This is a genomic window from Marilutibacter penaei (genome assembly GCF_014145395.1).
Classification (GTDB): Bacteria; Pseudomonadota; Gammaproteobacteria; order Xanthomonadales; family Xanthomonadaceae; genus Marilutibacter; species Marilutibacter penaei.
Genome location: NZ_JACHTE010000011.1, coordinates 1 through 23,529 on the forward strand (window position 1 = coordinate 1; position 23,529 = coordinate 23,529).

A 23,529-nucleotide genomic window follows, 5' to 3' on the forward strand; every position below is an offset into this window, starting at 1 on the left:
TCGGAGGAGCGCTAAGATCGAGACGAATTAGGCGTTAGGACCAGTCGATGCGTTCTGGGGGTATTTATGGGGGCATTTCTGGCGTTTAGCACCGCAACCAATTGATTAATAAGGCGATGTGATTGTCGTCGCCGGCATGGACTCGAGGTGGAATGGCTCGCGCCGGCGGACATCGAAGCCGCGTACGGCTTCAGTGCGCCTGCCGCCATCCTCAGTGCGAAGGCGGCCCAGGTCGACCCCTACCGGTTCGCCCACCGCCTGCTCGCGGACATCGTCCGCCGCGGCGCAGTCGTCCACGACCACGAGACGGTCGTGGGCATCGAGGCCAGCAGGCGCCGCGTCACCCTGCAACTCGCCTCGGGCGCGACGGTCCGCGCCGGCCAGGTGGTCCTCGCGTGCGGCTACGAAAGCCAGGCCTGGCTGCGGCAACGGGTGGCGCGCAATCGCAGCAGCTATGCCTTCGTCAGCGCCCCGCTCCCGGCGGCGCGGCTGCAGGCGCTGTCACGCACCCTCGTGTGGGAAACCGCCCGTCCCTATCTTTACCTCCGTACGACGCCCGACCACCGCCTAATGGTGGGCGGCGCCGATGACGCCGTGGATATCCCCAAGCGGCGCGACGCGCGAGTCGCGGGCAAGGCACGAAAACTGGCCCGCAAGGCGGCCGCCCTGTTCCCGGACCTGCCGCTGCAGCCGGAATTCGCCTGGGCCGGTACGTTCGCGGAAACCCCGGACGGCCTGCCGCGGTTCGGCGCCCATCCCCAGTGGGGACCGCGCGTGCTGTTCGCCATGGCCTACGGCGGCAACGGCATCACTTACTCCGCGATCGGCGCCGGCCTGCTGCGCGCGACCATCGAAAAGCGCCCCCACCCGCTGCGCCGGCTGTTCTCCTTCGAGCGGGGATAGGCCGGCCCGCATCCCTTACCCGAGCCTGATCAACCTGTACTTGCGCGACTGCGCGACCTCACATCGGGAGCTCAAGCTCAGCGGGGTGTAGTCCGGCATCCGGCTTTACGGCAGCCCGACGCCACCCAGCGGCTCCGTCACCACGTGCTGCTCGAAGCCGGCGATCAGCGGGCGACCCCGGGCGATGGCGTCCTGCACGGCGGGCAGCGACAGCGAGGCCTGGTGGCTCGCTGCATCGGTCCAGACCTCGGTGATCCAGAGCACGTCGTCGTCGCCGGGATCGCGGGCGACGACATAGGCGATGCAGCCGGGCATCGCGGCCGTCCCATCCAGAAGGATCGATGCCAGCGCGTCGCGCTGGCCGGGTGTGCAGCGGATCTTGCCGATCAGGCCGTGCATGGCGGTCGCCTCCTCAGGGTCGCGATTCGCTGAGTTCTTCGAGGATGCCCCACTCGCCCGCGCCACAGTCGCCAATCAGGATCGAGATCGGGCTGCTGTAGTGCTTGAGCAGCGAGTAGCGGCTCGCGGTGACGCGCACGCCGTCGCCCTCCGGGGCGTACGCGATGTCCGAGTAGGTGTTGCCGTCGCCGCGCGCCTTCGCCAATGGCATGGCCTGCCGGATCAGCCCCTTGTACTGCGACGCGGGCAGTTCCAGCGTTCGCTGCTGGCCGTCGGGATAGGTGCGCACGTTGCGGATCAGCGCCGTGTCGCAGTAGAGGTCGGCGGCATCCGGATCGAACGCCCGCTCGCGCGTCTGGTACTCGGCGAACAGCCGCTCGCCGCGGTCGCTGTCGGCGGCGTGGACCGGTGCGAGCAGCGTGCCCGCGGCGGTCAGGGCAATGCAGAGACGCTTCATCCTGGATCCTTGTACTCGAAGGCCATCGTGGCGCCGTCGACCAGCGGGAAGAACGCCGCGTCGGGCGCGAGTTTCAGATCGATCCAGAAGGTGACCTCGCGCGGGTCGGGCGGGGTCTTCGCGAAGCGGGATTCAACTTCCAGCGCCAGTGAACCCGCAGTCCCCGCCTGCAGCCGATGCTGCACGTCGGCGAGGTGGCCTGCACCTTCATCGTCCAGCGCGAACAGGTATGTGGTGACCGGGACGCCCGTACTCAGGAAACCCGTCGATCGCGCCTCGGACAGCGTCTGGAGGTGCCTCAACCCGAGCTGCTGGGTCACCGGCGGACCGGACTCGCCGGCAACGGACACCTTCAGTTCGGCGCTTGCAAGATCGAGCTCGAAGCCATCAGGCACCGACACCTTCACCCGGACCGCCAACGGGTCCACCTGCGCGAACGTGTCCGGTGTGACGTTCGAAAGCCGCCACGCCGTCGACAGCGGAATCGACGCACATGCGGTCGATCCCAGGGCGAGCGCGAGCAGTACGAGATGGGCGAAACGCAGGGTCGGCATCATGGTGTCCTTTCCGGGTGACGGTCCGGGGCCGTCAGTCCTTCCGATATCGCACGCGGCCCAAGCCGATCATGCGTGCCCACATCGAAACGATCAAGCGTCCCGCGCGTCGCCTGGACACCCTGCCGTGGGCAAGACGCAAAGAAACCCGACGGGCCGTGCGGCGTTGACGGGGCCAGCCGGGAGTCTTCCAGCGCCGCCGGGCGACGTCGCGAGGAACTTCAGCCCGCGTCTGCGTACAGCCTGGGAAAATACCGCTCCATCAGCGTTTCAGGGTGGCTCGGCGCGGTGAAGCCATAGCGCGCATACAGGCCATGGGCATCGCCGGTCGCCAAGGTGAAGCGGCGCAGGCCCTGCAGGCGCGGATCGCCGATGACCGCGTCCATCAGCGTCCGCGAGTGGCCGTGGCCGCGATGCTCCGGCAGCACGAACACGTCGACGAGATTGGCGAAGGTCGCCTGGTCGGTGACGACACGGGCGAAGGCCACCTGCCGGTCGCCGACAAAGCCACCGAAGCACAGCGAGTGCGCGATCGCCTTCTCGACCAGCGCGCGCGGGATATCGCGCGCCCAGTAGGTCTGCCCGGACAGGAACCGATGGATGAGGTCGACGTCGAGCTCGGCGGCGTCGGTGCTGATGTGCAGGAGGTCCATGGCATGAGGCTCCGGTGGGCGTCGCGGCGGCGTGCCGCGTTCAGTCGGGTGAGAACTCGGCGAACGCCTCTTCGCCGGTCATTTTCCGCGTGTCGTTGGCAAACGCGTAGAACCCCGGCTTCTCGTCGATGAAGATCTCGGTGGTCAGCGTGAACCCGCGATCCTGGAACAGTCCAGCCGGCAACGCGTACTCGCCGTTCTGCAGCAGGCAGTAGAACAGGTGGGTGCCGCAGGCGCCGCAGAACCCGCGCTCCGCCCAGTCCGACGACCGGTAGCGCACCGGCTCCGCGCCGCTGAACGCGACGTTCGCGCCCCCATGCACGGCGAACATCGGCCCGCCCGACCAGCGCCGGCACATCGCGCAATGGCAGAGCGCGATCTCATCGCAGTCGGGTACGGTGACTTCGATGGCACCGCACAAGCATGTTCCGTTCATGGCTCTCTCCTGGGGAAGCGGGACGTCAGCACCCGTCATTCAGATGTTGGTTCCGTCGCGGCGGCATCCGGTCGCCCTCCGTCGTGGATCCAGTCCAGCGCCGGGTCGATCCACGCGGGAAGGGGCTGGTAGAACGCCCCATGTTGCTTGCCGGTGTTGATCTCGATCTCCTCGAACACCCGCGGCGGCTCGGGCTGGCGGGCGAGCGGCGCACAGCTGCCGGCCAGGTCGTCGCTGATCTCGTGGATCGACAGCACACGGCCCGTCAGTCGGAGGTGGGACGGCACCGGCCCGCCCAGGCACGCCGCGAGCAGGACGAAGCGCACCTCGGGCCGGCGCAGGTAACTGGAGACCCGCGTCGCGATGCCGCCGCCCTTCGAGAAGCCGACCACGGCGATGCGCCCGGGCGGCACGCCCCGGGCAATGAGCGACTCCACCTGCGACACCACCACGCCGGCGTAAGCCGCCATGTCCGTCCCCGGCGGCCGCGGCGCCGAGATCACCACCGCACCCCGCGCCGAAAGCGCGTCCAGCACGGCAGGGTAGTCGTACAGGCCAAAGCGCGGATCGGTCGGGCGCGGGCCCGCGTTCTCGATGATGCGCCCGTGCAGGTAGATGAGATGGACCTGCGTCGTGTCTGGCGCGTCCAGAACATCCGTGCGGACGCTGCCTGCGTGCGTCGCCCCGCCGGATGCGAGTAGTAGAGACAGAAACAAACCGGCCTTCATGGGTTGCCCTTCACCCGTCCGAACGCGCCCTGATGACGCTCCCTTTATCGCACAGGCAGCGGAACGCCATGCCGTCTTGGCGACGGGGCATCGCTGGGCCCGTCGAATCACCGGACGCTTGACGATGACATTAATTCCATTATTCTAGATCAATGGAAACGAATCAGGCCATCGCCGCCCTGACCGCCCTGGGCCACGCCACCCGGCTGGCGATCTTCCGCTTGCTGGTCGAAGCCGGCCCCGACGGCCGGATGGCCGGGGAGATCGGCGAGGCCCTGGCCGTGCCAGGTGCGACGCTGTCCTTCCACTTGAAAGAGCTGGTGCACGCCGGCCTGATCGACGGCGAACCGCAGGGGCGCAAGGTCTGCTACCGGGCCCGGTTCGATGCGATGAACGCACTGGTCGCCTACCTGACCCACAACTGCTGCGCCGGCACGGCGGACACGCGCTGCGATACCGGCGTCGCGCCCGCTCGCTGCTGACCTCCTTTCCCTCCACCGCTCTCCCGGAACCCGTCGATGAAACGTCGCGTCCTCTTCCTCTGCACCGGCAACTCGGCCCGCAGCGTCCTCGCCGAGGCGACGCTGCGTGCCTGGGCCGGCACCCGTTACGAGGCCCTCAGCGCCGGCAGCCAGCCCACCGGCACGGTCAACCCGCACGCGTTGCGCCAGCTCGCGGCCGAGGGCATCGCCACTGCCGGCCTGCGGAGCAAGTCCTGGGACGAGTTCGCCACCGCCGGGGCGCCTCCGTTGGACATGGTGGTCACGGTTTGCGACTCGGCCGCGGCCGAAACCTGCCCGGTGGTGTTCGGCGACTTCCTCCGCGTGCACTGGGGGCTGCCCGACCCGGCCGCCGTCGACGGCGACGACGACGCCCGGCAGGCGGCCTTCCGGGAGGCCCACGCCATCGTCAAGGCGCGTCTGCAGGCCTTCCTCGCCCTCCCCGCCGAGGCCTGGAACGACCGCGCCGCGCTCAAGGACTCGCTCGACCGGATCGGCTTCGTGGAGCCGGACGACGTCGTCGCCGACCATGGCTGATCCAACGCCGGCGATGGGGCGGTTCGAGCGCTACCTGAGTGCCTGGGTGGCGCTGTGCATCGTCGTCGGCACGGCCCTGGGGCACGCGCTGCCGGAGGCCTTCGCGGCCCTCGGCCGGATGGAGGCCGCGCGGGTCAACCTGCCGGTCGCGGCGCTGGTCTGGCTGATGATCATCCCGATGCTGCTGAAGGTGGACTTCGGTGCGATGCGCGACGTCCGCCAGCACTGGCGCGGCATCGGCGTCACCCTGTTCGTCAACTGGGCGGTCAAGCCATTCTCGATGGCGCTGCTGGGGTGGCTGTTCCTGCGCCACGTGTTCGTCGATTGGCTGCCGCCCGGCCAGGTCGACGCGTACATGGCCGGCCTGATCCTGCTGGCCGCGGCGCCCTGTACCGCGATGGTCTTCGTCTGGAGCCACCTGTGCCGCGGCGACGCCAACTTCACCCTCAGCCAGGTCGCGCTCAACGACGCGATCATGGTCGTCGCCTTCGCGCCGCTGGTGGCCCTGCTGCTCGGCCTGTCGTCGATCACCGTGCCCTGGGACACGCTGGCACTCTCGGTCACGCTGTACATCCTGGTGCCCGTGGCGCTCGCCGCCGGGCTGCGCCGCTGGCTGCTGGCCCACGGCGGACAGGCGCGTCTGGACGCCGTGCTGGCCCGTCTCGGTCCGCTCTCGCTGGCCGCCCTGCTGGCGACGCTGGTGCTGCTGTTCGGCTTCCAGGGCCGCCAGATCATCGAGCAGCCGCTGGTCATCGCGATCCTCGCCGTGCCGATCCTGGTCCAGGTCTACTTCAACTCCGCACTGGCCTACCTGCTCAACCGCCGCTTCGGCGTGGCCCACTGCGTGGCCGGGCCTTCGGCCCTGATCGGCGCGAGCAATTTCTTCGAACTGGCGGTGGCGACGGCAATCGCCCTGTTCGGCGTGCATTCCGGCGCGGCACTGGCCACCGTGGTCGGCGTGCTGATCGAAGTCCCCGTGATGCTGTCGGTGGTGCGGATCGTCAACCGCAGCCGCGGCTGGTACGAGCGGCGGCTGGCGACACCGTAACGGCGCAGCGGGTGAGGGCGGTCATCGCGCGTGGGCCAACTGCTCAAGCGCCGGCAGCGTCGGGCGAGTCCGTCGCGGAGGCGATCGCATCGTAGCCGGCCGCCGAGAACTCGATCAGGCAATAGCCGTGGCCGAACGGATCCGCCATCACGGCGATCCGTCCCCAGGACGCCGTGCGGATCGGCTGCTCCGGGATCGCCCCGGCGTGCAGCGAACGCTCGACCGCGGCCTCCAGGTCGTCGACCACGATGTCCAGATGGATGGGCGTCCAGTGCCGCGCATATGACCGCTCACCGCCGGTCGCCGATGGGGCCGTCCCCGCCGCCTTCGCCAGCAGGTAGATCGCACAGTCCGCACCCAGCAACTCCACCCCGTCGGCGCCGAAACGGCGCGCGGGCGCCAGCTGGAAGGCCGCGCAATAGAAACGCTCGCCCGCCTCCAGGTCCGGCACGTCGATGTTCACCAGCAGCTTCATGGCGTGACGCCTCCGCGTCGGTCCGCAGGCATTGTCAGGCCTTCCGCCCGGCCCTGCACCTCAGGGCCACGCCCAGCGCGCCGACCACGCCCGCGAGCATGCAGGCCAGGTGCAGCGGCCCGGTTCCGACCTGCCCCAACAGCGGGTTACCGCCGGCGAATGGCCACGCCGGCGACATGTCCGAATGCATCAAGGCATCGAACAGCACGTGCGAGAACGTGCCGACATAGGCGCCGACGAACGACGCCGTCCACGTAAACGGCGCGTGCGGCACGCGCAGCCAGCGCAGCACCCGCGCACTGACCGGTCGCCCGATCGCACCGGCGATCGTCCCGATCACCAGCGCACCCGGCACGGTATGGCTGGCCCCGTGCACGGCCGGCCAATGGCCCAGCAGGCCGAGCAGCGGCTCGATGTCCATCAGGACCTGCGCGCCACCGAAGACCATGAAACTGAAACGCGGCCCGCCGATGGCCTTGAACAGGACGCCGGGGCCGAGGTGGAACGGGGTAAAGGGCATGCAGTTCCCGGGGGTTGGGTGCGGGTGGGGACGGGCGCCTCGCGCTCAATGGCGCGGCATCGGCACCACGCGACTGATCTCGCAGCCTCTCGAGAACGCCCCGGTGGGCAACGTTCCCATCGCGGCGAGGCCCTGGGAGACGTGGTCGAGCAACACCACCTTGTCGCCCGGGCGCCCGCACACCGCTGCGCCGCGGTTCCTGGACGCCAACTGAATCGCATGGGCGCCGCCCAGATCCGGGCAGGAGCCGACGGTCTCCACCCGGTAGTAGCGATTCCCGGCGTGCCGCCTCGGCGACACCTCCACCACCAGCCCCTCGCCATCCTCGCGCCATCCGCGCAGGAAACGCGCGTCGACGCACTGGTCCGTGGCCCCGCGGATATCGCGCCAATGCGGAGCGCGGACCTTGACGGGGTCCATCGTCACCGTGGACGCGCCGTGCTCCACGACCGCGGGGGGTACGGGCGGCGACGCGGCAGCGGCGCTCCCGATACCCGCAAGGGCCGTGGCCAAGCCGGCCATCAGCATGTGTGCGGTCCTCATTGCCCTACCTCCCTGGCGGCCCTTCGACCGCGCCGAAGAGCGGGGTCGGATCGATCGGATGACGGTACTACAGACCCGGGACATCAATCCGGATGACGCGATCGTCGAAGCCGAAGACGATGCGGACGGTCAGGCGCCGTCCTGCGTACTGAAGGTGACCGCGCCGTCCGCGTCGAGCACCTCGATACCGGCCTCCCCGTGCTGGTCCACCCGCAGCCGGATGCGCGTGCGGCCCTGCGGATCGGCGAGGAGGATCTCGGCGTCTTCGTTCTGGTTGTGGATCGCGATGCGCCGCTCGACGACCTTGCTGGCCCCGATCACGTCCAGGTCCGCGGGCGGACGCGAGTTGATGTGGATCCCGGCAACGGCGTCGCTGCCATCCGGGCTGACCCGGGTCACCATCCCCATCGCATCGTAGTTCGGATAGTCGAACGCCAGTGCCGACACATTGCCCATCTCCGCGTCGGTGATCGCAAGGCCGCCGACCTCGCTGCCCTCGGCGTCATAGAAGACGATGCCCGCCGGCTGCACGGCGCGCGGATATTCCTTCCCGCCCAGCCGTGGCAACGGGAACTGCTCGGCGTTGGAGATCACCAGCCGCGCCACCCCCGAAGGGTCCACCACGTTGATGCGCTCCACCGTCAGTTCGGCCTGGCTGTCCGGGGACCGGGCGGCGGTCAATGCCACGGCGCCGAGCGCGACCGTCGTGACCAGCGCGTACACCTTGAGCCAGCGAACGTCGCGGATGAGGTTGGCGTGCATATCGGACGTGATGTTGTCTTGGGGGTCGGTCATCGTGGTGCCTGGCGGGTGGGGAGGGGTCGGGTATGGGACCGGCCTGCGCGGCGGAGCGGTGCCGGCTGGAACGCGTTGTCAGGCCTCACCCTGCTGCTCACGAGGCCAACGGGAGAACGCGAACACCCAAAGCAGCAGGATGTTGACGATCGGAATGAGCGCCACCAGCGCCCACGCACCCGAGAACCCCGTCCGCTGCAGAATCCGCCACACCGGCGGCACGAAAAGCACTCCCGAAAAGAACAGGACGATCCAATGCAAAGAGCTGAGTGTTCCCACCAGGTGCCTCCAAGGGTTCGGTCGGTATGGTTCGATGCCTGAATCAGGCCGGGCCGCGAACTGGCTTTGGCGTATATGAACTGTGCGCACTACTCGCCATAACTCGATGCGAGGATACGCCCCTCCTCATCAAGCTCGACGATGAAGGGCACTGCCCGCTTGTCATTGCCCGCATAGCGGCGCTGGATGAGCGACATGCCATCGGTGGCGACCCAGGACGGTCCACGGTAGCCAATTCTCGCGAGCGTCGCGGCGACCCTCTCGGGATCGTCTTCCAATGCCACCGTGATGAAGTTCTCTTCCGGCGAGGGCGTCTCTTTCGCGCGTGCTGAGAGGGTCTCGAGGCATGGCTTGCACCACGTGGCCCAGAAGTAGAGGGTGGCGGGTTGGCCACGCAGCTCAGCAAATGACCGCTTCTGGCCGGACAGGTCGATCATGGCTGTCTCGTCGATAGGCCTGCCTTTCAAGGCATCAGAGCTTGGGGCGAACAGCCCGAAGTAATAAGCACCGGCGAGAATGGCGACGATGAGAAGGAGGGAGCCGAACAGTGCGACGTTTTTCATGTCCGTATGACGCCTGGGTTATGCCGGCTCGCGAAGCGGCTTCGGGCTGAATGAACTGCTAGCTGCCTGCGGGGACCGGCAACGCATCCACAACAATATGCACCAGTTCTTCTGGGTACGTGACTGATGCCGGAGTGGTTGTCAGCGGCGGTGGGTCTGCTGCCCCTCGAACGGATTCGGTCAAGCCGCTGGTAGCTTCGTAGATTGGGGCATTCACGGTGAAGGTGGAAGGCACTGGCGCTGTGCCGGCCAGCGCTTGATACAGAACTGCCGCATTCAGCAACGCAATACCCGGGCCAGGGTGCACCCCATCAGGGTCCGTCCATGCAAATTCTTGAGGGGTAGAACGTAGCACCTGAAGCTTTTCCGAAACTTCGAGGTACGAAATACCGGCCTCGACGGCGGCAGCAGACTCAGCGGATACCAATGCTTGAGAAGCAGACGGGTTGCCTTGGTAGCTTCCCAGCAGATACGCCTTGGTGCCTGAGTCCGCGGCCAGCGACGCGAGCGACTTGATGGCCTTACGCGACTCCAAGCAGCACGCAGGGCCAAACGAACACAAAAGATCGCCGCCGCGTTCCTGAAGGACAACGGCGTCATATCGCTTGGTCTCCAAGGCGCGGGCAACAGAGCCGTCATTTACTCTCTGAGCAAGTGTTGCTCCACCTTGGACTATCATGTCGCTTTCGACACTCTTGCCATTTGCGGCAGCAAGCGCGTCGAACACGGCCGGCGTATTTCCGACGTACGTCAGGCTATTTCCTACAAACAGCACGAACTGCTGCGATTCTGGTGGGTTCGCCGCCCTACACGGAATTGATATCAAGACAAGAATGATGATCAGGAGCCGCATGGGATGCATATGTCAGCTAAAGGCAGCTAACGCCGGAGCCAAGCCGAGCTGCGAAGCGGCGCCGGCTTGAATGAATAGTCAAGCTTCAACCTTCGCCGGAGCCTCTGCCTGCTGATTTTCAGCCGGAGAGGGATAGTGGTACCAACTTTCATGAGGTGAGAATTCACCGCAAGCCAGGCAAGCCGTGTTGCGCCACTGGTACCTGCAACCAGGACAGACACCACGTGTCCAGAAAGTGTTCCAGACGGTTCCGCAGTTGGCACGAGTGCAAAGCCAGCGGTCTTCGCCTGCCGGACGCCACTCACATATGGGACAGTAGATTTCCGGTTGCGACATTATTGCTGCTGAGACCTAAAACCTGAATTAAGCCGACCCGCGAAGCGGCTTCGGCTTGAATGACTTGTTCGGGCTTAGCCTGCAGACCAATCGAAGACAGCTAATCACAGTCCGGCTTCGTCAGCTCAAGGAGGATACCTGGCGTGCCGAGTTCTTCTACACGGTCGGCTCCGCCACGGGCACCGTAACCCTGCTGTGAGTTCGTACCGCCATAGGTGCGGGTCAGTTGAGTTGCCTCGGATGTGTTCATGTCATATAGCGAGATTTCAACCGTATGATCCTCGCTTGTAGCCCCAATTTTGATGCCTAGGCTATAGCCATTAGGCAGTTCAACCTGCTTTATCTCATTCTCAGTCACAATCCATTTGGAGACATGCTCGCCGTTCCATGAGAGCGAGACGCTCTGTGGTGAAAGGCAACGCCCGCCGTTTGCTGCAATTGCTTGATGAGCCCACGGTGATGCTAAGAGGGCAGCCAGAAGCGAAAGAGCGATTTTCATGTCACCTCCTTGGGTTGCCACAGCTAAGGCCTAACGCCTAATACGCTTCCAGAACGAAGCATTCGTTGAGTATCACCCCGCTGCCGGGGCGCTATTGACCCGAATCTACTACGGATCATCCCGGGTCCCGCCCTCCCCCGCTGCGGCGCCGCGCCCTTGCCCCTGCCGCCGCATCCCGTCGGCCTCCCCAGCCGACGAAGGTCGCATTGTTATACTGCGCCGACTCTGCCTTGCCTCTCGCCGTGCCCGTCGACCCCGTCGGCAGGCCGCGGCGCCGGGTGCCGGGCGACCCCCAGCCACAGGCGACCCCCCGCCCGGAGCCACGCATGACCAGCACGTCCGAACTTTCCGATCCGGCTTCGGCCAACACCTCGCTGACCAACGGGGTGAACGACCCGGACTACACGCTGGAGCACAAGTACACGCGGGAATCGGGGCGCATCTACCTGTCGGGCGTGCAGGCGCTGGTCCGCCTGCCGCTGATGCAGCGGCTGCGCGACCAGGCGGCCGGGCTGGAAACGGCGGGCTTCATCTCGGGCTACCGCGGGTCGCCGCTGGGTGGCTTCGACCTCGAGCTGTGGCGGGCGCGCAAGCACCTGGCCGATGCCGGGGTGAAGTTCCAGCCGGGCCTCAACGAGGACCTGGGCGCGACCATGGTCTGGGGCACGCAGCAGACCAACCTGTTCCCGGGCGCGAAGGTCCAGGGCGTGTACGGCATGTGGTACGGCAAGGGCCCGGGCGTGGACCGGACCGGCGACGTGTTCAAGCACGCCAATGCCGCCGGCACCTCGCCGCACGGCGGCGTGCTGGCGCTGGCGGCCGACGACCACGCCTGCCGCAGCTCGACCCTGCCGCACGGCTCGGAGCACGAGTTCGTCAGCGCGATGATGCCGATCCTCAACCCGGCCGGCGTGCAGGACATCCTGGACATGGGCCTGGTCGGCTGGGCGATGAGCCGCTACACCGGCCGCTGGGTGGGCTTCAAGACGATCGCCGAGACGGTGGAGTCCTCGGCCTCGGTGGACGTGAACCCGCTGGCGCTGCGGATCGTCACCCCGGACGACTTCGACATGCCGCCCGGTGGCCTCAACATCCGCTGGCCCGACCCGCCGATGGACCAGGAGATGCGCCTGCACCAGTACGCGGTGAAGGCCGCGCAGGCCTTCGCCCGCGCCAACGGCATCGACCGCATCGTGGTCGACTCGCCGAACCCGCGGCTGGGCATCGTCACCACCGGCAAGAGCTACCTCGACGTGCTCCAGGCGCTGGAGTACCTGGGCCTGGACGCGCGCGCCTGCGCCGACCTCGGCATCCGCGTCTACAAAGTCGGCATGACCTGGCCTCTGGAACCGGTGGGCATCCGTGCGTTTGCGCGCGGCCTGCAGGACATCGTGGTGGTGGAGGAGAAGCACGCCTTCATCGAGAGCCAGATGAAGGAGCTGTTCTACAACTTCGATGGCGCACGTCCGAGCATCGTCGGCAAGTACGACGAGAGCGGCGAGTGGATCCTGCCGTCGACCTCGGAGCTGACCCCGGCGCGCATCGCCGGCGTGATCGCGCGGCGCATCCAGAAGTTCCACGACAGTGAGCACATCCGCGACACCCTGCGCTGGATGGAGCAGAAGGAGTCGGCGCTGGCGCTGCCGCGTGCGCAGTTCCCGCGCGTGCCGCACTACTGCTCGGGCTGCCCGCACAACACCTCCACGGTGGTGCCGGAAGGCTCGCGCGCGCTGGGCGGCATCGGCTGCCACTACATGGTCACCTGGATGGACCGCAGCACCGACACCTTCACCCACATGGGCGGCGAAGGCGTCACCTGGGCGGGCCAGGCCGCGTTCACCGACACGCCACACGTGTTCCAGAACCTCGGTGACGGCACCTACTTCCACTCCGGCTCGCTGGCGATCCGCCAGTCGATTGCGGCTGGCGTGAACATCACCTACAAGATCCTCTACAACGACGCGGTGGCGATGACCGGCGGCCAGCCCGTCGACGGCACCCTGAGCGTGCCGCAGATCGCGCAGCAGGTCCGCAGCGAAGGCGTGCACACCATCGTGGTGGTGTCCGACGACGTATCGAAGTGGCGCAAGCGCGAGCTGTTCCCGTCCGAGGTGGAGTTCTTCGACCGTCGTGAACTCGACGACGTGCAGAAGCGCCTGCGCGAGGTGAAGGGCGTCAGCGTCCTGATCTACGACCAGGTCTGCGCCACCGAGAAGCGCCGCCGCCGCAAGCGCGGCAAGATGGTCGACCCGGCCAAGCGCGTGGTCGTGAACTCGCTGGTCTGCGAAGGCTGCGGCGATTGCGGCAAGAAGTCGTTCTGCGTGTCGGTGCTGCCGAAGGAAACCGAGTTCGGCCGCAAGCGCGAGATCGACCAGAGCAACTGCAACAAGGACTTCAGCTGCGTGACGGGCTTCTGCCCGAGCTTCGTGACCGTCGAGGGTGGCGATCTCAGGAAGGGAGTGTCTGACAAGAGCGGGGCCGCATCGAACGCGAAGGACCGCCTGAAGGACCTGCCGATGCCGGTGCTGCCGGCGCTCGAGCAGCCCTGGAACATCCTGATCACCGGCGTCGGCGGGACCGGCGTGGTGACCATCGGCGCGCTGCTCGGCATGGCCGGCCACCTGGAAGGCAAGGGCGCGACCGTGCTCGACCAGACCGGCCTGGCGCAGAAGGGCGGCGCGGTGACGACGCACATCCGCATCGCGAAAACGCCGCACGACCTGCATGCGGTGCGCATCGCGGCGGGCGAAGCCGACCTGGTGCTGGGCTGCGACATGGTGGTGGTCAACGACTACTGGGCGCTGTCGAAGATCCGCGAGGGCCGCAGCCACGTGGTGCTGAACAGCTACGAGGCGATGCCGGGCACCTTCACGACCCGACCGGACATGGAGTTCCCGGCGAACGCGATCATCCAGGCGATCACCACCGCCATGGGCGATGGCGGGCGTGCCACTCACAAGCCGCACGTGGTCGACGCCACCCAGGTGGCGACCGCGCTGCTGGGCAACGCCATCGGCAGCAACCTGTTCCTGCTCGGCTACGCCTGGCAGCAGGGCCTGGTGCCGATCAGCTTCGACGCGCTGATGCGCGCGGTGGAACTCAACGGCGCTGCGATCGAGATGAACAAGACCGCGTTCGCCTGGGGCCGCCTGGCCGCGATCGACCTGCCGGCGGTGCTGGCCGCGGCCGGCATCGCCCCGACCCCGGCGGCGGCCACCGGCGGCACCACCGTGCTGCCGATGCTGGAGCCGGGGGCGTGGGAGAACACCGAGTGGGGCGCGACCTCCGCGCCGCGCGCGACCCGCGACGAGGACGAGCTGCGCCACCTGCCGAACGCGCTGGGCACGGCGAAGTCCGATGCCGACAGCGTCGCCTTCCTGCCGCTGGACGACGAGCGCCTGTCGCGCTCGCTGGACGAGCTGATCGCCCGCCGCGTGGCCTTCCTGACCGAATACCAGGACGCGGCCTATGCGGCGCGCTACAGCAGCCTGGTCAGCCGCGTGCGCGACGCCGAGCAGGGCAAGTCACCAGGCAGCACCGACCTGACCGAGGCGGTGGCGCGCTATGCGTTCAAGCTGATGGCCTACAAGGACGAGTACGAAGTCGCGCGCCTGTACACCAGCGGCGAGTTCATCCGCCGACTGGAGCAGCAGTTCGACGGCGACGGCAAGTCGATCCAAAGCCGACTGAAGTTCCACCTGGCGCCGCCGCTGCTGGCGAAGAAGAACGCGAAGGGCGAGCTGGTGAAGGGCGAGTACGGCCCGTGGGTGTTCACTGCGTTCAAGTGGCTGGCGAAGCTGCGCCGCCTGCGCGGCGGCACCTTCGACATCTTCGGCTACACCGAGGAGCGGAAGATGGAACGCCGGCTGATCGCCGAGTATTTCCAGACCGTCGAGTCGCTGCTGCCCGCGCTGGATGCGGGCAACGTGGGCCTGGCGGCGGAGATCGCGTCGATCCCGGAGCACATCCGCGGCTACGGCCACGTGAAGGAGGCGCACCTGCACAAGGCGAAGGCGCGCGAGACGGAGCTGCTGGCGGAGTGGAAGAACCCGCTGCGGGTGGTGAAGGTGGCCTAAGCCCGCCACACCGAGCCGCGTGGACAGAAGCCTCGCACGCGGGGCTTCTGTCTCCACCTTCAATCTCAAGATGCGCAGATAGGGATTGACGCGCCGCCTTTCATTGGGACTGAAAAATCTATTCATGATTCCCGTCGCTCAGCGGTAAAAGATGGCCTAAGGCGCTTATTTGAAAGCCTTTAGACCTTGACTATCTATTCATAGATAGATTCAAATAAGGCTATGCCATCCCATAGCCAAGCCGTTGAGGCCCTGTTACGCCGCGGCCCGCGAACATCAGCCGCACTGGCGGCGGCACTCGGCGTCAGTCAACCGACGATATCCCGTGCACTCGCCGATCTGGGTGAGGCGGTGGTCCGCATCGGACGCGCGCGTGCCAGCCGCTACGCGCTGGCACGCGAGGTGGGGCGCAACGGCAGCCAATGGCCGCTGTTTCGCGTCAACCATAAAGGCCAACCGGATCCGCTGGGCAGACTGCATGCGCTTCACGGCTGCTGGTTACTGGAATCGGAGCGGTCATTGCCACTGTACCGGCATGACGAGTTCGCGAACGGTGAGTACCCTGACCTTCCATGGTTTTTGTATGACCTGCGCCCGCAGGGCTTTCTAGGCCGCGCACTTGCCAGGCGCCACGCCATGGAGTTGGGTATCTCGGAGAATCCCGAGGACTGGTCTGCCGATGACGTGCTGATTGCTCTGTTGCGGCGGGGTGATGACCTACCCGGCAACCTTGTGCTCGGGGAGAGCGCGCTCGAGCAGGCTTTGGTTGGCACCCTGTTCGACGATCCCGACACGCTCATTGCACCAGCGCAGCGTGCACGGGCTTACCCGGAACGTGCGCGTCAAGCAGAGGCGGGCGATGCCGCTGGCTCATCGGCCGGCGGTGAGCAGCCCAAGTTCACCGCGGAACTCGACGTCGGCAATCATGCGCGCGCTTCGGTGATCGTGAAGTTCGCTCGCCATGACCCCGCCAACATAACCGCACGGCGCTGGGTGAACCTGCTGGCCTGCGAACACTTGGCCGGGGACGTATTGGCGGAAAACGGCATTGAAGCGGCGGTCAGCGAAGTGATCGACAGCGATGGCTGGCGCTTCCTGCAGTCCACCCGTTTCGACCGCACGCCGCAGCGTGGCCGCCTCGGCACCGTGACCCTGCGCGCGCTGGATACCGCCTATGTCGGCGGCGATCCGAACCACTGGCCGGCGTCCGCCATCGCATTGCAGCGCGAGGGCATCGTGTCCGCGGAAGATGTCAATCGGGTCCTGCGCCTGCACCTGTTTGGCCGCTTCATCGGCAACACCGACATGCACTTCGGCAACTTGAGCTTCTTCACTGAGCCCGGGGAGTTGCAGGTCAGGCTCGCACCCGCGTACGACATGCTGCCGATGCACTACCGTCCCGGTGCCGGTGGCACGGTGCATGAACGCCCCTACGACCTCCCGCTGCCGACCGGAGACATGGTCAGTTGGCGTTGGGCCGGGTACGCCGCCCTGGCCCTGTGGCAGCGCGCCCAGGAGGACGCACGCATCGAACCTGCGTTCCGCGCGGTTGCGGCGGGCAACGCCCAACGGATTGCGCGCCTCCTGGAACGCTTCGAGGGCTGAGCCCCCCCCGCGGCGCTCAGCGCGCCTCGAGGATGTCCGAGAGCCGGTCGGCGGTGCCGGGCAGGCGCTCGAGCACGGGGTACTTGGGGCCGTCGCGGTAGTCCAGGGTGGCGGTGCGGATGACCTCGCCGTGGCGGACCAGCAGTTCGATCGCGCTGCCGTCGGTCTGGGCGGCCCTGATCGCGTCCTCGAGCACGATGGGGTCGGCGGCGTAGCCGTTCACTGCCAGCAGCGTGCTGCCCTGGGTGACCCCCGCGTCGAAGGCGGGGCCATCCCAGCGCACGGCACTGACCAGGTTGTCCTTGGCCGACAGCACCAGGCCGATCGAGGCGGTGTGGTCGGCGATCTGGCGCTGCGCCTGCACGGCCTTGTGGTACGGCGTCGGCGTGTCGCGGTAGGCCAGTCGCCAGCCGGAGGCGGGCAGGCCGTCCAGCGGTGGCGCGTTGGCGTCCAGGCGTTCGCGCAGGAACGACGCCCAGTCATGGCGGACGACGTCATCGAGGGTCGCCACGACGTCGTCGAAGTCGTAGGGGCGCACCTGCCACTGACCGTCGTCCATGCCGAAGAAGCGCGCGGCGAAGTCGTCCAGTGAGCGGCGGCCGCGCGAGCGGTCGCGCAGTTCCGCATCGACCGCCAGCCACAGCAGCGCACCGGCGTTGTAGTAGTCCTCGCTGAGCTGGTGGCTGCGCGCGGCCTGCGGCCGGCGGGCGGCGATGATCGGGTCGTGGGTGGTGTCCTGCAGGTTGCGCCAGGCGAAGCCGGGGCGGTCGACCGTATACGTCGACGCCACCAGCGCCAGCGCACCCATCGCCTCGTCGCGCGTCCACAGGCCGGAACGCGCAGCCAGCACCATGCCCCAGTACTGGGTCTGGCCTTCGTAGACCCACAGCAGCTCGTCGCGCATCGGGACCTGGAAGTTCGGCGTCGCCAGGCCGTCGGGACGGCGGAACTTGCCGTTCCAGGAGTGCACGAATTCGTGCGCGAGCAGGTCGCGGCCGGCGGGCTGCGCGTCCCAGTCGGTGAAATAGCCGGGGGGCAGGCCGTTCTCGCTGGAGCGATGGTGCTCCAGGCCGATACCGCCAAGGTGGTTGGACAGGGAGAACAGGAAGTCGTAACGATCGAAGTGCTGCGAGCGGAACAGCGTGTAGGCCTGCTCCACCAGTTCGCGGTGCTTGCGGAGCTGCGCGTCGCTGGCGGCGAGGTAACGCGGCGAATCGGCGAACACGTCGAGGTGGACCGGCCGCGAGGCGCCGGGGTCGAGTTCGAAGCGGCGATGGTGGCGGCCGGCAAACACCGGCGAGTCCTGCAGCGTCTCGAGGTCCACCTCGGCATAGCGCAGGGTGTCGCCGGTGCGTGCCTGCAGTTCCAGCGCGCTGCCGGCCTGCCAGCCGGTGGGCAGGGTCAGGATCGGCGCGTAGCGCAGCTGGTCGGCGGCGGTGTTGGCCGGATACAGCAGCACGGTGCCCCACTGCAGGTTGAGCAGGTCGCGCGTCATCACCACCCGGCCCTGGTCGGGCGCGGTGGGGGTGAGCATGTCGAACGCGACCTCGATCATGGACACGCCCGCGGGCACGTCGAGCATGAAGGCGAAGACCTCGTTGGGGTCACGCGTCCATGCGAGCGGCTGGCCGTTGGCGGTGATGCGCAGGCCGGCGAGCTTGTGGATCGGCCCATCCGGGCGGTGCTTGCCGGGGATCCACTTGGGGAACAGCAGGGTCAACGGACCGGCCTGCACGGGGATGCGCTGGCGCACGCGGAACATGCGGCGCGCGGTATCGGTGGCATCGACCTCCAGCGCGATCGTGCCCGGCCAGGCCGATGCCGGCACGGCGGGCGTGCCCCAGTCGGCGGCAGGCACGGGAGCCGGTTGCGCCGCCGCAGGGACGGCCAGAGAGGCGATCAGGGCGGCGGCCAGCAGGGCAGGACGGATCAGGGACATCGACACACTCGTGCAACGGCGGACACGCCCAGATCCTACGCAAGAAGCGCGCCAGCCGGACGTGCCGAAGGCACGGTCCGGGTTCAGGGCGCCTCGTTCCCGGCCTGTTTTTCGCGGTCCAGCCAGCGCTTCTCGGCGCGGTACAGCTCGCGCGCCTCGATGTCCCAGGCCAACAGGTCGGCCGAAAGCACGCGGTACAGCGAGACCATCACCAGCGCCATCAGCAGCGCGAACGGCAGCGCCGCGACGATCACCACCGCCTGCAATGCCTCAAGTCCGCCCGCGACCAGCAACGCCACCGCGATCGCCGCCTGCAGCACGCCCCAGACCACCCGGCGCGACAACGGCGGGTCGTCGCTGCTGTCGCTGGACATGCTGGCCAGCACCAGCGTTGCCGAGTCCGCCGAGGTCACGAAGAAGCTCATCAGTAGCAGGACCGCCGTCCAGACCAGTACGGTCGAGAACGGCAGCAGGTCGGTCATCGCGAACAGCACGTTCTCGTAGCCGCGCGCCAGCGCGGAGAGCAGGTCGGCATGGTCGAACATCTCGGCATGCAATACGGTGCCACCGAAGCCGGCGAACCAGACGAAGCTCACCAGCGCCGGCGCGAACACCACCCCGAGGATGAACTCGCGCACGGTACGGCCGAACGAGATACGGGCGAAGAAGGACCCGACGAAGGGCGCCCAGGCGATCCACCAGGCCCAGTAGAAGATCGTCCAGTCGCCGACCCAGGCCCGCTGCGAGAACGGCGTCATCCGCAGGCTCATGGCGGGGAGGAAGTTGAGGTAGTCGCCGAGGCTGGTGGTCAGGGTCTCGAAGATGAAAGCCGTCGGGCCGAGCACGATCACCAGCGCCAGCAGCAGCGCGGCGATGCACAGGTTGAGGTTGGACAGCCACTTGATGCCGCGCTGCAGGCCGGTGGCGCTGGACGCCATGTACAGCACGAAGGCCACCGCGATCACCACCAGCTGGGTGGCCAGCGTCGGCGCGATGGGGGTGACATGGCCGAGGCCAGCGGTGATCTGGGTGGCACCGAAGCCCAGCGTGGTGGCCACGCCGATCGCGGTCGCGACCACCGCCAGCACGTCGATCAGCTGTCCGAGCGGCCCGTGCACGTGCCGGCCGATCAGCGGCGTCAGCAGGTCGCTGACCTTGCCACGCGCCTGCCGGTTGAACTGGAACCACGCCAGCGCCAGACCCATCAGCGCATAGATGGCCCACGGATGCAGGCCCCAGTGGAAGAACACGTAGCGCATCGCCGCCCGCGCCGCCTCGTTGCTCTCCGGCGGCAGGCCCTCAGGGGGACGCTGGAAGTGCGACAAGGGCTCGGCCGCGCCCCAGAACACCAGGCCGATGCCCATGCCCGCCGAGAACAGCATCGCGAACCACGACGCGCGCGAGAATTCAGGCTCGGCCTCGGCGCCGCCGATGCGCAGGGTGCCGAGCCGCCCGAACGCCACGTAGGCCAGGAACGCCAGCACGCCGAACACGATCACCAGGTACAGCCAACCGGCCCCGGAGAGGGTCATGGCCTGCACGTGCGCACTGAAGGTGCCGAACGCCTCGGGCGCAAGCACGCCGGCCAGCACCAGGATCGCCAGCAACGCCACTGAAATCCGGAAAACCATGGGGCCCCACCCTGGATCGGTCCCTGCATGGTACGGACGGGGGGTGAAGCCCTTGCATGGACGGCCGCCGTACCGGGAACCGTACGACCCACTCCCGCACGGTATGGGTGCGGTGCGGCATCGGCGATCGTCGCCGGGGCTCGAGGGCGAGCCCTGTCTGGATCGGCGTCACAGTTCGGCGGTCGAGACCATACGGCTCGCCATGGTGGCGACACATACGGCGTAGAACGGAAGCACAGGGGACCACTACAGGGAGTTCGTGGCACATGAAACGTCGTTCATTCGTTCTATCCGCCGTCGTCGCCGCCGGGCTGAGCCCGGTCCTGCTGCAGGCCGCCCCGCCGGACATGGCGGCACCGGGCCTCGACCTGGCCCCCACCCTGCAACAGCACCTCGATACCGAGGAAGCCGCGCTGCGGCCGCAGCGCCAGGCCTTCCAGCGCCACTTCCGGCAGGCCTATGCCCGCTACCCGTCGATCCCGGCCGGCACCCTGGAGGCGATCGCCTTCGTGCAGACCCGCTGGATGGACGTGCAGCCCGACGTCGGCGCGGCGGAGAGCCACCAGCACATGCCGCGCGCCTGGGGCGTGATGGGCCTGTACGCCGGCGAGGGCTTCGCCGACCAGATCACCGAGGGCGCGCACCTGATCGGCGCGCGGCCGGCGCAGGTCAAACGCAACCCGCGGCTGAACATCCTCGCCGCCGCCGCGCTGCTGGACCAGGAGATCCGTCGCGACGGCGGTGCGCGCCAGGCACAGGCCGCCACGCCGGAGTCCATCCGCCCCGCGCTCATGCGCTATGCCGGTTTCTCGCCGTCTCCGGCGGAGGCGGCGCGAGCCAGCGCGGTGGGCGACTATGCGCGAACCAGCTTCGCCTATGACGTGCTGCTCGCGCAGGACCGCGGCGTGAACGACCGGGGCATCGTGGTCCCGGAACGCGCGATCGAATGGGAACGCGCCTTCGATGCCGACCAGCTGGTGACCCTGCGTGCGCCGATGGTGCGCCTGGACGCCGCGCGCGACCGCATCGACCTGGGCCCCTATGCGGTCGATCCGGTCACGGAGACGCTTACCCGTGGGCACGGGGACGACGCACCCGCCATGGCGAGCGGCGCCGGGCCGGCCCCCGACGTCGGCACCCAGAGCACCGACTACGGCCCCGCCCTGTGGGTGCCGTCGCCGTACTACCGCTCGCGCTCGTCCTACAGCTCGGTGACGATCCACACCGCGCAGGGCAGCTACGCCGGCACCATCAACTGGTTCAAGAGCAATCCCTACAGCGTCAGCGCGCACTACGTGATCCGCAGTTCGGACGGCCAGGTGACCCAGATGGTGCGCAACTCGAACGGCGCCCACCACGTCGGCGTGCACAACGGCACCACCCTGGGCATCGAACACGAGGGCTACGTCAACAACAGTTCCTGGTACACCACGGCGATGTACAACAGCTCGGCGGCGCTGGTGCGCAGCTTCTGCAGCAAGTACTCGGCGATCAGCTGCGCCAACGCCTACAACGGCAACGCCCACAGCGGCGTGGTGGTGCTGTCGACCTCGATCGACGTGAAAGGCCACCAGCACTACAGCAGCCAGACCCATACCGACCCCGGCATCAACTGGGACTGGCGCCGGTACTACACCCTGCTCAACCCGGGCAGCGGCGGGACGACGAAGTACCTGGACCGCTTCGAGAGCAGCGTCGGCCACTTCAACACCAGCCCGACCTACTCGGGCAGCACCACCGGTATCTCGACCGCGTCCAGTGCGACCCGCAACTGCAGCACCCGCAAGAACGGCAGCTGCTCGCTGCGGGTCCTGCTCAAGGACAATGCGTCCAGCAGCGCGGCCTGGTCGGTTCGCCTGCTGTCCGGCAGCGGCAGTCCGTCCAGCAACACCGCGCTGACCCGCGCCAACGGCACGATCGGCTTCTGGGTCTACGCGGGCGGCAGCGGGATGAAGGTCGGGGTCGGCATCGACGACAGCGATGGCACCGAGCGTTCGACCACGAAGACGCTTACCGCAAACACCTGGACATACGTCTCCTGGTCGCTGACCAACTCGGCGCACTGGAACGCCTGGGTGGGCGGCAATGGCGCCATCACCGGTGGGACGGTGAAGCTCGACGCGATCTGGATCGAGCGGGCGCAGACGGCATACGACGTCAACGTCTATATCGACGACGTGCAGATCAGGAACTGACAGCTCACGCCCTGATCAGGGCGAGTGCCGGCATCCATTACCCCCGGCCTGCAAGGGTGCGGGCCGGGGACATGGCGATCAGGCGGCGGTACCTTGCATGCCGCTTCCAACGCGTGCCTCCTCAACTGCCATGGCGCCAGACCACGCAGCGGTTGTGGGCCGGCATCGCGACATCCTCGACGAGGGATAGCCCGGCGCGTCGCGCCAGCGCATCAACGGCTTCGATGTCGCGCAGTCCCGAGCGCCCATCGCGCGCCTTCAGCCACGCGTCGAACTCGGCGTTGCTGTCGCTGGTGTAGCGGCCTTGCCGGTTGAAGGGCCCGTACACTGCCACGCGGGCATCCGGCGCCAGCCAGTGCGGCAGGTCGGCGAACAGGGCCTCGACCTCCGGCCAACCCATGATGTGCAGGGTGTTCGCACTGAACACTGCATCGAAGCACCTGCCCTCGGCAGGCGGCCGCAGGCCCTCGCCGGCGACCGACTGCAGCGGGATGGGGGGCGGCGTGTTCGGCAATGCCGCTTCATCGAGCCAGGCGCGAATGCCAGGCAGCGCGTCGGGGTGGTCGCTGCATTGCCAGGCCCAGGACGGCATGGCGGCAGCGAAATGCACGGCGTGCTGGCCGGTGCCGCTGCCGATTTCCAGCACCGATCGCGCACCATCGAAATGACGCATCAGCACGTCGAGGATGGGGTCTCGGTTGCGTTCGCAGGCAGGCGCGAAGGGCTTGTCGACGGCGGGCTTGTCGACGGCATTACCGGTGCCGCGAGCGGTCATGCGCCGGGCATGCGCCGCGCCGGCACGCCGCGGATCGCGCGCTCGATGTAGGACCACACCCAGAGCGCCGCCGCGAGCACCGCCGCGCGCGCCAGATTGACGGGCGCGGCCATCGCGTCCAGCAAGCCTGCGTCCAGGGGCGCGTCCAGTCCCATGCCCGCGAGCACCGCGACTGCCAGCACGGCCGTGGCGATGGCAGCGACCAGCCAGAAGGCTTCACGCACGCACGC

General features: G+C 67.8%; 24 protein-coding genes and 1 pseudogene. 7 read left to right on the forward strand and 18 right to left on the reverse strand.

All coding sequences use genetic code 11. The features are described 5' to 3' along the window. Positions 1–126: 126 nt before the first annotated feature. Positions 127–903: pseudogene (locus tag H4F99_RS14010) on the forward strand (NAD(P)/FAD-dependent oxidoreductase); the annotation flags it as partial. A 105-nt stretch (positions 904–1,008) separates the two neighbouring features. Here the strand turns inward: H4F99_RS14010 and H4F99_RS14015 are convergent. From H4F99_RS14015 to H4F99_RS14040, 6 genes are all read right to left on the reverse strand, one after another. After that, a complete protein-coding gene (locus H4F99_RS14015; protein ID WP_182670563.1) occupies positions 1,009–1,302 on the reverse strand; it encodes a putative quinol monooxygenase in 294 nt (97 codons plus the stop codon). Positions 1,303–1,315: 13 nt separating this feature from the next. Further along, complete coding sequence (locus tag H4F99_RS14020; protein ID WP_182670565.1) at positions 1,316–1,759, reverse strand: hypothetical protein; 444 nt, start codon at positions 1,757–1,759, stop codon at positions 1,316–1,318. Further along, positions 1,756–2,316, reverse strand: a complete 561-nt coding sequence (locus tag H4F99_RS14025; RefSeq protein WP_182670567.1) for a hypothetical protein — start codon at positions 2,314–2,316, stop codon at positions 1,756–1,758. The genes H4F99_RS14020 and H4F99_RS14025 overlap by 4 nt, the downstream gene beginning before the upstream one ends. Positions 2,317–2,534: 218 nt before the next feature. Further along, the gene (locus H4F99_RS14030; protein ID WP_182670568.1) at positions 2,535–2,966 is read right to left on the reverse strand and encodes a GNAT family N-acetyltransferase; all 432 of its coding nucleotides are present in this window, start codon (positions 2,964–2,966) and stop codon (positions 2,535–2,537) included. Between the two features lie 40 nt (positions 2,967–3,006). Continuing rightward, a complete protein-coding gene (locus H4F99_RS14035) occupies positions 3,007–3,402 on the reverse strand; it encodes a GFA family protein (protein WP_182670570.1) in 396 nt (131 codons plus the stop codon). A gap of 35 nt (positions 3,403–3,437) precedes the next feature. Next, complete coding sequence (locus tag H4F99_RS14040) at positions 3,438–4,130, reverse strand: alpha/beta hydrolase (RefSeq protein WP_182670571.1); 693 nt, start codon at positions 4,128–4,130, stop codon at positions 3,438–3,440. Positions 4,131–4,282: 152 nt separating this feature from the next. Between H4F99_RS14040 and H4F99_RS14045 the strand changes: the two genes are divergently transcribed. From H4F99_RS14045 to arsB, 3 genes are read left to right on the forward strand one after another with little or no spacing between them, the layout of a single operon-like run. After that, the gene (locus H4F99_RS14045) at positions 4,283–4,612 is read left to right on the forward strand and encodes an ArsR/SmtB family transcription factor (RefSeq protein WP_182670573.1); all 330 of its coding nucleotides are present in this window, start codon (positions 4,283–4,285) and stop codon (positions 4,610–4,612) included. Between the two features lie 36 nt (positions 4,613–4,648). After that, entirely contained in the window at positions 4,649–5,167 is a 519-nt protein-coding gene (locus H4F99_RS14050; RefSeq protein ID WP_182670575.1) for an arsenate reductase ArsC, read from the forward strand. A 13-nt stretch (positions 5,168–5,180) separates the two neighbouring features. Further along, the gene (gene arsB / locus H4F99_RS14055; RefSeq protein WP_182670636.1) at positions 5,181–6,215 is read left to right on the forward strand and encodes an ACR3 family arsenite efflux transporter; all 1,035 of its coding nucleotides are present in this window, start codon (positions 5,181–5,183) and stop codon (positions 6,213–6,215) included. A 43-nt stretch (positions 6,216–6,258) separates the two neighbouring features. Here the strand turns inward: arsB and H4F99_RS14060 are convergent, their stop codons facing one another. The 8 genes from H4F99_RS14060 to H4F99_RS14095 all read right to left on the reverse strand — a co-directional run bounded on the left by H4F99_RS14060 (position 6,259) and on the right by H4F99_RS14095 (position 11,078). Continuing rightward, positions 6,259–6,690 (reverse strand): VOC family protein, encoded by a 432-nt coding sequence (locus H4F99_RS14060; RefSeq protein WP_182670577.1) that lies wholly within the window; start codon positions 6,688–6,690, stop codon positions 6,259–6,261. 34 nt (positions 6,691–6,724) lie between these two features. After that, complete coding sequence (locus H4F99_RS14065) at positions 6,725–7,210, reverse strand: hypothetical protein (RefSeq protein ID WP_182670579.1); 486 nt, start codon at positions 7,208–7,210, stop codon at positions 6,725–6,727. 45 nt (positions 7,211–7,255) lie between these two features. Continuing rightward, positions 7,256–7,753, reverse strand: a complete 498-nt coding sequence (locus H4F99_RS14070) for a hypothetical protein (RefSeq protein ID WP_182670581.1) — start codon at positions 7,751–7,753, stop codon at positions 7,256–7,258. Between the two features lie 129 nt (positions 7,754–7,882). Further along, entirely contained in the window at positions 7,883–8,548 is a 666-nt protein-coding gene (locus H4F99_RS14075) for a hypothetical protein (protein WP_182670582.1), read from the reverse strand. Between the two features lie 78 nt (positions 8,549–8,626). Continuing rightward, positions 8,627–8,827, reverse strand: coding sequence for a hypothetical protein (locus tag H4F99_RS14080; protein ID WP_182670584.1), 201 nt, complete (start codon positions 8,825–8,827; stop codon positions 8,627–8,629). 89 nt (positions 8,828–8,916) lie between these two features. Continuing rightward, positions 8,917–9,390, reverse strand: a complete 474-nt coding sequence (locus H4F99_RS14085) for a TlpA family protein disulfide reductase (RefSeq protein WP_182670587.1) — start codon at positions 9,388–9,390, stop codon at positions 8,917–8,919. A 58-nt stretch (positions 9,391–9,448) separates the two neighbouring features. Beyond that, entirely contained in the window at positions 9,449–10,243 is a 795-nt protein-coding gene (locus tag H4F99_RS14090; protein WP_182670589.1) for an SGNH/GDSL hydrolase family protein, read from the reverse strand. 436 nt (positions 10,244–10,679) lie between these two features. After that, positions 10,680–11,078: a hypothetical protein gene (locus H4F99_RS14095; RefSeq protein WP_182670591.1), complete on the reverse strand. Its 399-nt coding sequence runs from the start codon at positions 11,076–11,078 to the stop codon at positions 10,680–10,682. Positions 11,079–11,404: 326 nt separating this feature from the next. On the opposite strand from H4F99_RS14095, the gene H4F99_RS14100 reads away from it, so the two are divergent. Further along, the gene (locus H4F99_RS14100) at positions 11,405–15,154 is read left to right on the forward strand and encodes an indolepyruvate ferredoxin oxidoreductase family protein (RefSeq protein ID WP_182670593.1); all 3,750 of its coding nucleotides are present in this window, start codon (positions 11,405–11,407) and stop codon (positions 15,152–15,154) included. A 222-nt stretch (positions 15,155–15,376) separates the two neighbouring features. Continuing rightward, entirely contained in the window at positions 15,377–16,759 is a 1,383-nt protein-coding gene (gene yjjJ / locus H4F99_RS14105; protein ID WP_182670595.1) for a type II toxin-antitoxin system HipA family toxin YjjJ, read from the forward strand. Positions 16,760–16,775: 16 nt separating this feature from the next. Here the strand turns inward: yjjJ and H4F99_RS14110 are convergent, their stop codons facing one another. Together H4F99_RS14110 and H4F99_RS14115 are read right to left on the reverse strand one after the other, a co-directional pair. Beyond that, positions 16,776–18,698 carry a M61 family metallopeptidase gene (locus H4F99_RS14110; protein ID WP_246372243.1) on the reverse strand — a complete coding sequence of 641 codons (1,923 nt, stop codon included), beginning with the start codon at positions 18,696–18,698 and terminating at the stop codon, positions 16,776–16,778. 83 nt (positions 18,699–18,781) lie between these two features. Beyond that, a complete protein-coding gene (locus H4F99_RS14115) occupies positions 18,782–20,329 on the reverse strand; it encodes a BCCT family transporter (protein WP_182670597.1) in 1,548 nt (515 codons plus the stop codon). 266 nt (positions 20,330–20,595) lie between these two features. Here H4F99_RS14115 and H4F99_RS14120 point away from each other — a divergent pair, with 266 nt between their 5' ends. Then, positions 20,596–22,524 carry an N-acetylmuramoyl-L-alanine amidase gene (locus tag H4F99_RS14120; RefSeq protein WP_220481196.1) on the forward strand — a complete coding sequence of 643 codons (1,929 nt, stop codon included), beginning with the start codon at positions 20,596–20,598 and terminating at the stop codon, positions 22,522–22,524. 121 nt (positions 22,525–22,645) lie between these two features. On the opposite strand, the gene H4F99_RS14125 is transcribed toward H4F99_RS14120, so the two are convergent. Together H4F99_RS14125 and H4F99_RS14130 are read right to left on the reverse strand one after the other, a co-directional pair. After that, entirely contained in the window at positions 22,646–23,299 is a 654-nt protein-coding gene (locus H4F99_RS14125; protein ID WP_182670599.1) for a DUF938 domain-containing protein, read from the reverse strand. After that, positions 23,296–23,523: a hypothetical protein gene (locus tag H4F99_RS14130; RefSeq protein ID WP_182670601.1), complete on the reverse strand. Its 228-nt coding sequence runs from the start codon at positions 23,521–23,523 to the stop codon at positions 23,296–23,298. The genes H4F99_RS14125 and H4F99_RS14130 overlap by 4 nt, the downstream gene beginning before the upstream one ends. Positions 23,524–23,529: the final 6 nt, after the last annotated feature.